Source organism: Bacillus cereus group sp. BfR-BA-01380 (genome assembly GCF_022663535.1).
GTDB lineage: Bacteria > Bacillota > Bacilli > Bacillales > Bacillaceae_G > Bacillus_A > Bacillus_A cereus_BB.
The window spans coordinates 129693-142627 of record NZ_JAKUFS010000003.1; the positions used below are offsets into that span (position 1 = coordinate 129693).

Genomic DNA, 12935 nt, shown 5'->3' on the forward strand with positions numbered 1-12935 from the left:
TACCCTCCTCTAACACCTATATGTTAGCAAGGAAACCTCTCATTTTCATAACAGAACTATTACAAAAGTCTTTCAATAGTCTTATTTCTTTTCTGATGTAATAGGAAGTGTAAACCAAAATTCACTTCCTTGTTTCCCATCTGAACGATCTCGCACACCAATTTCTCCTTTGTGCATTTCAACTAATGATTTTGCGATAGCTAATCCAAGCCCTGATCCTCCAGATTGCGAACTTCTGGACTGATCCGTTCTATAGAAACGTTCAAATATGCGTAATTGATCATTGTATGCGATGCCTTCTCCTTCATCACGCACAATAAATTGAACATATTGCCGCTGCTTATTTTCCTTCACAATCAAATCTATTGTGGAAGATGCAGGAGAATACCGAATTGCATTATGTAACAAGTTACTAATAACCCGCACTATTTTACACGGCATAATCCACAGCCGAGGCAATGTATCAGACATCTGTACTTCTAAGTGCATCTGTTTTTCTTCAAGTAAGATAGAATGTGAATCTAGTACTTCTATTAACACTCTGTCCACATGTGTTAAGCTTGGATGAAACACTTCTTGTCCAAGTTCTAACTTGGAAAGATCAAATAAATTATTAATTAAGCCATTTAATCTTTGTATTTCCTTTAATATTGTCGCTAAGTACTGCTTTTTCATATCCGGGTCTTCAATTACATCATCTTGTAGTGCTTCTATCATCAATTGTATGCTGGCTATAGGCGTTCGTAAGTCGTGTGAAATATTTGCAATCAGCTCTGTACGCGCTTTTTCACCTTCTTCTAACTTCGTAAACCCTTCTTCTAACTTTTTAGCCATCTTTTGAAAAGCTGTTGCTAATTCTTTAAACTCTTGTGGTTCCTGTCCAATTATATACGTCGTTCCAAAGTGTCTATCACTAAATTGTTGTGTTAATGCAATTAAATTTTGAATGGATCTTATAATAGGACGTGTTAATAGCCAATAGATAAAAGTTGAAAGAATCATTGCTACAATCGCAATTCCTGTTAATAACCGTGTTTGTTCTGGTTCAAGTAACATTCTCGTATCACTGTACCATATAGCAATGACCATGATACTCGTGCTTAATACATTCATCAGTAACAATTGATAACGTAATTTCATGTTTCATTTCCTCCATTTGGATCAAAACGATACCCTATACCCCAAACTGTATGAATCCAACGGTTTTTCGTCGTATGTTTATCTAATTTTTCACGTAAACGGCTCATTAACACCGTTACTGTATTGGTACACCCTTCATATTCAAATTCCCAAATTTGCTCAAGAAGCTGCGACCGAGAAAACACTTGTTTTGGATGTTTTGCCATCGTATAAAGTACTTCAAATTCTTTAACTGTTAAATCGACTGCATGCCCACAAACAAACACACTTCTCTTCGTTGGATAAATCTTCAAATCTGGAAACTCTATCACTTCTAATTCTGGTTCTTTCGTTTGCACTACTGGCTGACTACCTCTTCTTAATATAATTTGAACCCTTAATACTAATTCGCGAGGCGAAAACGGCTTTGTCACATAATCATCCGCTCCAATTGTTAAGCCTAAAATTCGATCTCTTTCCTCTCCCCTAGCGGTCAACATAATAATAGGAACGTTAGATTGTTGACGAATTTCCTCACATAACTCCCAACCATCTTTTTTCGGCATCATCAAATCTAAAATAATTAAATCTGGGTGATATTGTTGAAATATATTCCAGCCTTCTGCTCCATTTTCAGCTGTATATACTTCATATCCTTCTCTCTCTAAATACCGTTTACATATTTCTCTAATATTCTCTTCATCTTCTACAATTACAATTCTTTGCTTCATATGTAGATCCCCCGCTGCTCTTTCCTAATAATGTAAAAACATTTCTCTTATTTAAAATACTTATAGTAATCCTTCATTTAGATATAATAATTAACAATATATTCAGTCCAAGTCAAGTACCATGGTCATACATTCACTAAACGTTATGAAAAATAATTATGTAATTTAGGTGACCTACCCAAAAGGAGAATTCTATATATTTACAATCCTTTGGGGACTAAATATCGAAGTTTTATAATTTTGAGCATAGAAGTGGAAGGGCTTTGTTACATAATATAGGTCTCCATTGATCGCAATGGAGACCTTATTACAACTTATCAATAATCAATTTCTACTAAGCTTAGAAACATCTTGTAGTAAAAATGCCATTGTTATGATAACCATTCCAAAATTGACTGCAAGAGCCATTATAACAGAAAAATCAGTGATATATGATAATGAAATACAAATAGAAAAGATTGAAGAAAGAAATGGGATGAGTTTTCTTGTTGCTGTAATAGCATATCCCTTACTCTTCTGAAGATAAATCATAATGAATCCAATACCTAATAATAAAGGAGCAGTAATCAAAATCCCAAACCAACCGAAAGCATCCTCAACAAACCAAGGTAAAAATCGCATCGTTGAAGAGAAGATAAATAAGTTAAGTATTAAAATAAATAATTGCATAATAGATAATTTTATATTTAAGCCTTTTTGATCCATGGTGTCAAACCTCCGACGAAGTGTAATTTTACACCACTTTATTAATGATCCACTTGTATGTCAATGTCATTTTTCAACACATAAGTCGCTGCTATGGGAAACTGCATGCCCTGTACTTGCTTTCTTCTTTTGTTTAAGCTTTGTATGTGGCAGGAAAAGGCCCTAACCGATTCTATGCATAGCCAGATGCTCTCGCCTACCTAAAAAGAAAGGGTTTTTAATTCTTTTTTCAATTACCTAACCAAAAAATAGAATCAGACTGCAAAGCTTTCCGAAAGAAACGCTTTGCGGTCTGTTGATTTCTTGCTTTATTTAATGCTTTCTAATTCCCATTTATGGTTCTCGCCTGGTGAAGTTGTATGTTCAGGTTTTAAAACTTTTTCATGACCAAATACAGTTGGAGCAATACCATTATCTGCGACACTACTAAACCATTCATTTCCTCTATATGTGATGTAAGTAGAATCAGATTTTAAATAGAAGCTCTTTTCATTCGAAATTTTATCTAATTTAATTGTAGATTTATTACGTTCTTGATCTAACCAGCTATAATCATATCCATTTCCAGCGTTGAGATACTCATAACCACCATGAGTACTGTTCGTAAACTTAAGGAATACTTCTTCACCTTTTCCAATTGGCTCTCCTGGTTTAGATTGACCTTTTCTCTCAATGATGACCGGTGTAGCTTCAATATCTGTTCCATGTATTGCCTGTTTCTTCGGCCCAAGTCTTAATCCATCCCAATTGTTCCCTTTTACACTAAAGTGCACATATTGCCCATCTATCTGTTGGTGTAGATTACCTACTGACCACCATTCTTTTACACCGTTAGGTATGTTGGCAGTTGTTTTCAAATAATATTCTTTTCCTTCTACAATGAATTCACCTTTATTGTCTACTAATAAGTTATCAAATTCTTTATTATATTTAACAACTGTAGAGACTTTTTGCGTCGGAAGTTTCTTTAGTGAATCATTGATTTCAAATGTAACTTCTTTTGATGGATCGAATTGATCTAAACTTACATTTTCTTTAGACTCATATACGTTACCATTTTTCACTAATGTTACTTGTTTTGTTGTTTTAGATTTTTTATCTTCATAAGAAGCGAAAATTTCGTTGCTTGCTCCAAATATACCCGGTACAACTGCCGCATATAATTTTTTCTTAATTGGATCATAAGCACTATATGTTAATGTTGGTGGCTGTAGTTTTTCAAAAACGCCAGCCCTCACGCCTTTTGATACACCAGATTCTTTTGCATTTTCTAAATACTCTTTCGTAACAATCTCTCTAGTTCCTCTTCCATTATCGATAAATTCATTTACCTTTTTAGAATCTACGTTAATGTGCTTAAATACCTCATTAAACGTTAAATTTCCGGAACCAACACCGTCTGGCGCATACACTCTAAACTTCGGTTTATTCCCGATATCAGTTTCTAGTAATGCAGTAGACGCATTTACACGAGATTCATATTTTCCTGCATCTCCTAAGTTTGTAAACTCTCCATCTTTCTCGATAGCCAGGTCCATTGTACTCGTAGGTAATACTTCAACAGAAAGAGGCGCACCTTGTTCAACAGCTTTTAATTCATCTAACGATAAGTAAATATTTACATCCGCTTGATTGTCTAAACTGTCTATTAACACTTCTGTTTTATTTCTTCCGCCTTTTTCTGTGCTTAAGTGTTGTGCTTTATAACGATCTTGTGTTGCCTTTACCGTATTGATAATTTTATCTCCTAAGCGAATGTTAAAATGAGGAGAAACATTTTCAGCTGATGCTGTACCTGTATTTTTATATTCTAACTGTAAGCTTACTTTTGCTGCTTTTGCTGTATCAACTGTCGTTGCAGTAGACCAATCAAAATTATTAGAATAACTTTCTGTTTCAGTGTTAGTTTTTGAATATCCATAGCCTACATTTAATGAAGCATCAGCTTTTGGGACAGGGCCCGCTGCTGAACCTTCAACACCGCCTCCCACAGTTAAACCAACATTAAAGGAATGCTGCGTCGATACGCTTTTCTCCCAGCCCTTATTAATAGATCCGCCTTTTGAATCCGTAATCTCCTTAATAGGAGTAACTCCAATACGTTTGATTCCAATTTGTAAATTCGGCATATTGGCAATCATTGGATTCAACTCAGTATCCGAATCACTGCCAAAATACTGAACTTCATATGCATCAGAAAAAGGATCTCCATCCGAATTCGCACTCATAGGGTTAGTGATAAATTTTAATTTTCCTTTGTCTTTCTCTGGATCCCATGCTCGTGCTTCATTTTTTCCAGTTTGATAATTAAATTCGATTTTATATCCATTTGTCTCTAAGTCATTTGGAATACCATCGTTATCCCAATCATTATTTTGCATTTCAATTTTTTCAGGAGAGATCTCTCCTTTTTTTCCGTCAGTTCCAAGAACAGCTTTTTCTTCTTTTACATTTGCGTTCTCTTTGAACTTCTCAACTTTACTATCCGGACTTGGCTGTTGTACGTCTGCTAAAGCAGGGGATGCTAAAGTTAGTGCCATCGCTACACTACTTAATACAGCAAATGCTGGCTTCATTTTCTTCGTTTTCTTCATCGTCATTTTCCTCCTTGTTTTCTAAGGGTATGAGTACCTCTACTAGTAAGATTAACTTCATCATATCCAACAAATCTTTCATTTCTCTCTCATAAATATTACAAAAGTCTTGCAAACATCTTTCATAATTATTATGACGTTATGAATTTTTTTGAGAAAACTAGAGAGACCCGGATTACTCCAAAGATATCCAAACAAAAAAAGGATTTGAATTTTCTATTCTAAGAGAAATTCAAATCCTTATAACGATTCATAAAAACAATATTTTAAATTTAACTTACCTTTCTTTGTCTCTGTTTCTGCTTTCTTATATAAATAGTCAGTGCAAGCACAACTAAAATAGCTATTGAAACTTCTATCACCCAATCTTCTAACATCAATGTTTTTTCTTTGTTTATCTCTTTTTCTTTTTCTTTTGGCTCATACGGTACGCGATGACCTCTCACTAACAATCGATGTGTATTCACCCCGTAAGGCGTACATGTAAGTAACGTTGTATAATCTTGATCTTTTATAACTAATAAATCATCGATTTCATTTGGAAGCACAACTTTCACTTGATCTATTTTATAGGCAAGAACCTTATCTAGCGAATGAATATAGAAAACATCTCCTTTTTCCATTTTATCTAGATCGGTAAATAATGTCGCTGAAGGCAATCCGCGGTGTCCTGTTAAAACTGTATGCGTACTGTTCCCACCTATCGGCAAAGAAGATTCATCTAAATGCCCTACTCCGCGACTCAACACTTCCTCAGAAGTACCATGATAAATGGGAAGTTTTACATCAATTTTCGGTATTTCCACATAACCCATTACATCCCCTAAATTCAGTGCATCTGCATACGATTTTTGATTGTTTGTTTGTTGCTTGGCAAATGGATCTGCAAATGTTTGCGGGGAGTTTTGCACTTGTTTATTATATTCGTTCGCCTCTTTTTCCCGGCGTTCCAATTCTTTCTTTTGAAGTGCCTTTACTTTTGTATCATAGGAACTAATTTGAGAGTACTGTGTTCTTGTTGCTAGCCAATTGCTGACAAATGGATATAAAAAAATACCGAGTCCTAATAAAAAAATGCAGCCAAAGATGGTATGACGTTTCATAGTTCCTCCTCTCAGTCCACTAAATGTTGAAAAGAGGAAAGCTATTTGCGCCTCCTCTTTTGGCATTCAACTATTATGATTCTGTAAAGACTTAATTATTTACAGGCTTTCTTCTGAAGAAAACAAATGCTGCCCCGGCCATTACTACAAGGCCCATTACAGTAAAGAGAATTGTTCCCATACCACCTGTTGAAGGAAGGATCCAACCACTTTTGTTATTTTCTACATTCAATTTGATTGTTTTGTGCTCTGTATCGATTGTTACATCAATTGGGTCTCTTAATTGTTGATAAGAAGCTGTTGAACCATCATCTTTTTTATAAGTTGGTGCCTTTGTTTCGACAACTTGATACTCTCCATATGGAAGGTTATTCCATGAAATCATACCATTTTCATCTGATACACCTTTTACTTCTTTTCCTTCTACGATTACTACATTACCCTTTTTATCTCTTAATTTAAATTCCGCACCTTGTAACTTTTTACCATCATTACTATCAACTTTTGTTAATTGAATGCTACCAGTTGTTGGCGTAACAATTACTGGTTTCGTTCCTTTTTCACCAGTTACATCATTTTTATTTGTAAAATTAATTGTTGCTGTATTTGAAATTTCTGTTCCGACTGGTACGCCTTCTTTAATTTGTGATTTAATTTGTAAATGGAACTCTTTTTTACCAGCTAATTTTGAAAAATCCTTTACAGTAGCTGTTACTTTTTGACCGTCTACAACTACTTCTACAACACTTGCATCTACTTCTACACCATCGATTTTTACGACTGGCTTACCTTGAATAGCTAATCGGTTATCGAGAGTATCTGTTACCACATAATGTTTATAGTCTTTCATATCTTCTGGAATTAATGTTTTAATATCATAATTGTAATCCGTTAGCGGATTCATCGCTGCCGCTTCTTGATCTCCATTAATCTTTTTATCAATCGTTGGCTCTTCGTAGTTTTTCACTGCTATTTTTACGACTACGCCAGATGTAATTGTACCATCTTCATTCGTTGTACCTGATTGTGAAATAAAGAACTCATATTTTTTTGGATCTACAACATATCCCGCTGGTGCTTTTGTTTCTTGGAAATAGTACTTACCATACTCTAAACCTTGAACACGAATGTTACCATTTGCACTTGTTACTAAACCTTTTTGAACTTCTGTACCATCTTCTTTAAATAAAGAGAATTCAGCACCCGTTAATGCTTTATCTTTTGCACCTGTTTTCGTTAATTCTACTGCTCCGCGTTTAATTTCATTCTTCGGATACATATGAACATCATAGTTTAACACATCACCATTTTTGCTTGTCATTGGAATATCAACTGTATACGTATTTGGACTTAAGTTAACATGTGCTGGGCCAGCAATTTCTTTTACTTCGTAACGTCCTAACGGAAGGTCTTTAAATACCGCTTGTCCATTTGCATCTGTTGTCACTTGAATTGTTTTTGCATTTGTAACAGGTTTTACACTTTCCTTAACAATCTTTCCATCACTTGAAATTTTTTCGAATGACATAATTTGTTTAATCTCAAACGTTACACCTTGTAACGGCTTTGCATCACCAGGAACGGTTTGATTCGCAGATCCATCACCTTCAGCGCCTGGTTTCCCATCTTTTTCTTGTTCATACTTATGAATTGTTAAAGAGCCTGTCGTTTTTGAAGCTGCACTTGCAAACATACTTGGGAATGTAGAAAAGGCTAATACAAAGACTAAAAGCATACTAAAAATCTTTTTCACAGTTCTTCTCTCCTTTATTATCCCTACAAATTTTGAATTCTATTAATTTTTGTTTCTCTTACGGAAAAACAAAAATAGTGTTACCACCATCAAGACAGCCCCAATAATATAGAAAATATTCGCTCCTACGCCACCAGTGTTTGGAATATTCCATTCACTCTTCGTATTTGCAACTCTTATCTTTTGTATGGATTTATTTGCAGTTATTTCTACTTCAATAGGATCTCTCAACAACATATAACCATCTGGCGCTTTTATTTCTTTAATCATGTACGTTCCAAACAATAATTGTTCAGAAACTGCCTTACCATTTTCATCTGTCGTTACTCTGCCAACTTCTTTACCGTCTTGATCCAAAATTTGAAACACCGCATTTTTCAGTTTCAAATTTTCATCTTTCGCATCGACTTTCTCAATTTCGATTTGACCAATTGGCGGTACAACTTTTGCTTCATTAGACATCATTGAGTTGTGATCAAATACGAGCTCTGCTTTATTCGGTATGCCACCTTTAGCTAAATACTGCGCAATTACTTCAACTGAAGTACTATCGGCAATTTTCACCTTCATGTGCATCGTATACGTTTGTCCTGCTAAATACGCATAGCTATCCTCTTTCTTCGGCAACTCAATTGTTATCTTCTTCGTTGTCTCATCAATTTGCGGTGTAACTTCTATCGCTTTACCGCTCGCATCTACAAGCTTCACTTCCAAAATATTAAGGATATCTTCTAGATCGTCTTGCAGTACTACTTTTTCTAACTTTGCAGTATCAGTGCCGAACTGATACTTGACATTCCAAGTAAATTCCTCATCTTTCGCTTGCAATGTAGCTTTCTCTACATTTTTTTCATCGCGATCTGATACTGTTTTTGTTATCTTTGGATCTTCTTTCGGTAAGATAACATTTACTTCATTAGATATTTTCGGGTTATTATCCAATACGAGCTCTGCTTTATTTGGTACTTTACCCTTTACTAAATATTTCGCCAATTCTTCTGGTGATGCAACATCAGAAATTTTAGAAGCAATTTGTAACGTGTATGTTTCGTTCGTTAAATATGCATAACTTCCATCTTTTTTCGGTAATTCTACTGTTACCTTTTTCGAAACTGAATCAATTTTCGGTTGAACGTTGATCGTTTCACCCTTTTTATTCACAACTTTTACATCAGTAATGTCTAAAATGTCCTCTAAATCATCACTTAATATGATGGAATTGTAACTACTTGGCGCATTTCCAAATTCATATTTTACATTCCAGGTGAATTTCTCTTTTATATCTGATAATGTAGCTTCTTCTACATTTTTCTCATCTGTGTCAGAAACCGTTTTATGAAGTTTCGGCTCTTCAATTCGAGGAGTGACCGTAACTTTATTCGATGTTAACGCTTGATCATCTAATACAAGATTTGCCGTATTTGGAATCCCGCCGTTTGAAATATATTGTTTCAATACCTCAATATTTGTACCCAACTTAATTTTTGCTTTAATAGTTAGCTTATACCGCTCTCCTGCTAGATAAGCATAGGAACCATTTTGCTGAGGAATCTTGTATGAAACGATAGACTTTTCATTATCAATCGACGGCTGTATTGAAATCACTTCACCTTTAGTATTCGTTAATTTGGTATCTAAAATTTCTAGTATATCTTCTAAGTCGTCTTGTAACTTAATTTCTGTTTTTGATTCCACATCGTAGCCAAAATTGTAATTTACATCATATGTAAACTCTTCATCAATTGTAGTTAGCGATGCACCCTCTACTAATTTTTCATCTACATCCGAAACCTTCTTCGTTACTTGATTGGAACAATTTCCTGCATTCGGATTAGGACTTGCTTTTGCGGGTGGATATTTCCTTTTGTATCATACAAAAGGAAATATCCACCCGCAACATCAAATGGATTTAGCTGCGGCTTTGTTTCTTTTACTTTATAAGTAAGTGTATACATTCCTTCTGGTTGTTTTGAGAGATCCCAAGTTAATTGATTATCTTTTAAAATAGGTTTCGTCGTAACACCGTTCGGTCCAGATCCATTGAATCCCGTTACTTGCAGATCATTGTAAAAATCTAAAACCAGCTTGTCATTTTTTGTAACTTCACTTATTATCTCAAACAATTTCTTAGAAAACTCTTCAATATTACTTGATAAGACAAACCATTCCGGTTTCGTCGCCATATTTTGAAGTGCATTCCTTGCATATGGTCCTACTTCTTTATCATACTTTGTATGATATTGATTAGGAGCTGATAAAGATTTTCTGTCTTCCGAGAAAGCAGTAACTAATTTATATCCTTTTTGTTTTATCTGCCCAGCTATATCGGTAACTTCCCGTAAAGCTCCTTTGTAATCTTGACCATATTCACTAGAACTATATCCTGGTCCTGTATCTGTTAGTTGATTTGTTTCTTTATAGATATATCCATCTAAACGAACGTTCGCAACACCATCTGTTACTAGTAAGAAAATTGTCTCGCGATCTGGATCATTTTGTCCTTTTGCTTGCTCATATTGCTGCAATGCAAATTGAAGACCACTTGCAGTTGGCGTTCCGCTATTCGCGCTAATTTTGTCAATCCCATTTTTGGCAGACTGAAAACCACTATTTAAACCTGACTGCAAAATAGTTTTTATGCCCGATCCCCTTTGGTCCAGTACGCTACCATTCATCTTTTTATATCCAAGGTAATCTTGATAACTTGTTACCATAACTCGATCATTTTGCGGATCCAATTGATCAACAATTTTTTTTAATGAACTCTTCACACTTCCTATAGTGTCCCTAAAACTCCCACTTGCATCTTGGACAATTACAAGGTCTATTTTCTTTTTGTTGGATGGCCACTGAAATTTTATTTCTCCTTCATGTTCTCTTAAACACATATTCGCTGTTTCTTTCGTTCGTAACGTATGCTCTATTCCTGTGGCTGGCGACGCAGCGAGGGATTGCAAACCTGGCAAGAATAACTGTAATAACAAAAGAAATATCACAACTATAGATATGTTTTTATTCATCGTGTCCTCTCCTTTTCCCCCTTTCGAAAATAGTGAAGCTTCACACCTAAACAACTATAAAGTGAAAAATAGTTCCCCTCCCTCTTTATACTGTTTTGAAAAATGTTCCTTACATTAAAAATATTAAATGTTATTCCATTGAATTTATGGTAATTTATTATCATAAATGGTATTTTTTTATAGAAATTTGCAGATATTTTCCGTAAAAATGTATATCCGAATTAACAAATATATATTTTTCATTTCAACTAACTTAAAAGAAGGGCACCTATGAAAAAGCGAGGAGAAATCATGCGATTCAAGCGGCAGAAAGATGGAGTACATCACGAAGCAATTTCAAGCTATGTAAAGAAGTTTAATCATAGTGGGATGGAGCAAAGAACAGGAAGTGAGGTAGATGATAGAACAAAGCTCGCAGACTAAAAAAGATAAGCCTGTAAATCCAGTTAAAATGCGCAGATTTTAAAACAAGTGTTTTTAAAAGAAATATATGGTAGTATCTTTTTAAATTTTTTTGGTAATTCACTAAAAATTCAAAGGAGGATATCATGAATAAAGTCAACGATATACAATATCTGTACCACTTAATCTATGAAACTTTTGCAATTCCTGTCCGTTTTTTATCCACAAACAAAGATATCTTGTACGAATATATTTCTAGCGATACTTGTAGCCCCTTTTATTCTTCCAAAGAAGAACAACTACGTGATCTGTATCAAGAAAATGATCTCAATAATTTTCCACTTATCAAAGCCAATCGTTATCTAGAAAACTTCCTCTTCATTCACATAGCAAATAATATACATACGGAAGGAACTCTTATTATTGGTCCTTCCGTATATCCCAAAATATCAAAAGACATGGTCATTAAACTTATGAATGAATCTGATTTGACTACTAAAGTACAGGACGGAATCGATTACTATCATTCAGTACCTATAATTAAAAAAATAACTTTAATTCATATAGGCATTTTATTATATTACATGATTTATAATAAAAAATTAGATGTAAACACTGTTTGGAAGAAAAATAAATTATTAGAAGAAACTTCCTATACGATTGTAAATCCTGATTTATATATTTCAACCCGTCGTCAAAATAATCCAAGTAATTATGATATATTATTAGAAAGGAAATTTTTCACAAACATCAAGGAAGGAAACAAGGAGAAAGTAATAGAATATGCGTATGCATTCCCACAAGAAGATGCTGTAACTTTATCAAAAGGAAATCAACTCAGACACCAAAAAAATAATGGAATTATTGCCATTACCCTAGCTACTCGATATGCAATAGAGGGTAACCTTCCATCAGAAATTGCTTTTTCGCTTAGTGCTTTATATATACAAACCCTCGAACAACTAGATAATATGTACTCTGTTAATAGATTAATAGAAGATGCTTTATGTACTTTTGCAGATCGTGTTAAAGACTATAACGTTCACAAGTATTCGCATACGATCACTACATGCCTAAATCATATTACGAAAAACATCTACCATGAAATATCCCTCCATGATCTCGCTAATGTTATTAATATACATCCTACTTATTTATCTAAATTATTTAGAGAAGAAGTAGGTATCCCTTTAAGTGAATATATTCAGATGGAACGGGTAGAAGAAGCAAAAAAATTACTAACATTAACTACATATCCTTTATCCGATATTTGTGCTTGGCTTAACTTTAACGATCAAAGTTACTTCACAAAGATTTTCAAAAAGTTCACGAATACTACTCCTAGACAATACCGTCAAAAACATGCCGTATTATAATTAGCCTCAGACTCTTTTTCATAAGCAGCAAAAATCACTTTTCGAATCATACACTCCACCTACTATTTTTTAAAATGAATTTATATAGTTATCTTGATTGTTAAGTATAACCTTATCAATAAGCAGCGAGTA

At 34.3% G+C, this 12935-nt stretch carries 10 protein-coding genes and 1 pseudogene; 2 read left to right on the forward strand and 9 right to left on the reverse strand.

What is annotated here, in order from left to right:
- Positions 1-81 precede the first annotated feature (81 nt).
- The 9 genes and pseudogenes from MR076_RS03985 to MR076_RS04025 form a co-directional block, all read right to left on the reverse strand.
- Positions 82-1140, reverse strand: coding sequence for a sensor histidine kinase (locus MR076_RS03985; RefSeq protein WP_242217896.1), 1059 nt, complete (start codon positions 1138-1140; stop codon positions 82-84).
- A complete protein-coding gene (locus tag MR076_RS03990) occupies positions 1137-1850 on the reverse strand; it encodes a response regulator transcription factor (RefSeq protein ID WP_242217898.1) in 714 nt (237 codons plus the stop codon). Before MR076_RS03990 ends, MR076_RS03985 begins: the two co-directional genes overlap by 4 nt.
- Positions 1851-2174: 324 nt before the next feature.
- The gene (locus MR076_RS03995) at positions 2175-2555 is read right to left on the reverse strand and encodes a hypothetical protein (RefSeq protein WP_242217900.1); all 381 of its coding nucleotides are present in this window, start codon (positions 2553-2555) and stop codon (positions 2175-2177) included.
- Positions 2556-2863: 308 nt separating this feature from the next.
- Positions 2864-5149 carry a binary toxin-like calcium binding domain-containing protein gene (locus MR076_RS04000; RefSeq protein ID WP_242217902.1) on the reverse strand — a complete coding sequence of 762 codons (2286 nt, stop codon included), beginning with the start codon at positions 5147-5149 and terminating at the stop codon, positions 2864-2866.
- Positions 5150-5421: 272 nt separating this feature from the next.
- A complete protein-coding gene (locus tag MR076_RS04005) occupies positions 5422-6252 on the reverse strand; it encodes a class C sortase (protein ID WP_242217904.1) in 831 nt (276 codons plus the stop codon).
- Positions 6253-6343: 91 nt separating this feature from the next.
- A complete protein-coding gene (locus MR076_RS04010) occupies positions 6344-8005 on the reverse strand; it encodes a SpaH/EbpB family LPXTG-anchored major pilin (RefSeq protein WP_242217906.1) in 1662 nt (553 codons plus the stop codon).
- 42 nt (positions 8006-8047) lie between these two features.
- Positions 8048-8470 (reverse strand): MSCRAMM family protein, encoded by a 423-nt coding sequence (locus tag MR076_RS04015; RefSeq protein ID WP_313897300.1) that lies wholly within the window; start codon positions 8468-8470, stop codon positions 8048-8050.
- 72 nt (positions 8471-8542) lie between these two features.
- Positions 8543-9751, reverse strand: a pseudogene (locus MR076_RS04020) (isopeptide-forming domain-containing fimbrial protein); the annotation flags it as partial.
- A gap of 53 nt (positions 9752-9804) precedes the next feature.
- Positions 9805-11025, reverse strand: coding sequence for a vWA domain-containing protein (locus MR076_RS04025; protein ID WP_242217908.1), 1221 nt, complete (start codon positions 11023-11025; stop codon positions 9805-9807).
- Between the two features lie 270 nt (positions 11026-11295).
- Between MR076_RS04025 and MR076_RS04030 the strand changes: the two genes are divergently transcribed.
- Positions 11296-11448, forward strand: a complete 153-nt coding sequence (locus MR076_RS04030) for a hypothetical protein (protein WP_242217910.1) — start codon at positions 11296-11298, stop codon at positions 11446-11448.
- A 125-nt stretch (positions 11449-11573) separates the two neighbouring features.
- The gene (locus MR076_RS04035; RefSeq protein ID WP_242217912.1) at positions 11574-12803 is read left to right on the forward strand and encodes an AraC family transcriptional regulator; all 1230 of its coding nucleotides are present in this window, start codon (positions 11574-11576) and stop codon (positions 12801-12803) included.
- Positions 12804-12935: the final 132 nt, after the last annotated feature.

Coding starts and splice junctions, on each gene's coding strand:
- MR076_RS03985 (WP_242217896.1), bottom strand. CDS start 1,140: ATGAAATTACGTTATCAATTGTTACTGATGAATGTATTAAGCACGAGT.
- MR076_RS03990 (WP_242217898.1), bottom strand. CDS start 1,850: ATGAAGCAAAGAATTGTAATTGTAGAAGATGAAGAGAATATTAGAGAA.
- MR076_RS03995 (WP_242217900.1), bottom strand. CDS start 2,555: ATGGATCAAAAAGGCTTAAATATAAAATTATCTATTATGCAATTATTT.
- MR076_RS04000 (WP_242217902.1), bottom strand. CDS start 5,149: ATGAAGAAAACGAAGAAAATGAAGCCAGCATTTGCTGTATTAAGTAGT.
- MR076_RS04005 (WP_242217904.1), bottom strand. CDS start 6,252: ATGAAACGTCATACCATCTTTGGCTGCATTTTTTTATTAGGACTCGGT.
- MR076_RS04015 (WP_313897300.1), bottom strand. CDS start 8,470: ATGATGTCTAATGAAGCAAAAGTTGTACCGCCAATTGGTCAAATCGAA.
- MR076_RS04025 (WP_242217908.1), bottom strand. CDS start 11,025: ATGAATAAAAACATATCTATAGTTGTGATATTTCTTTTGTTATTACAG.
- MR076_RS04030 (WP_242217910.1), top strand. CDS start 11,296: ATGAAAAAGCGAGGAGAAATCATGCGATTCAAGCGGCAGAAAGATGGA.
- MR076_RS04035 (WP_242217912.1), top strand. CDS start 11,574: ATGAATAAAGTCAACGATATACAATATCTGTACCACTTAATCTATGAA.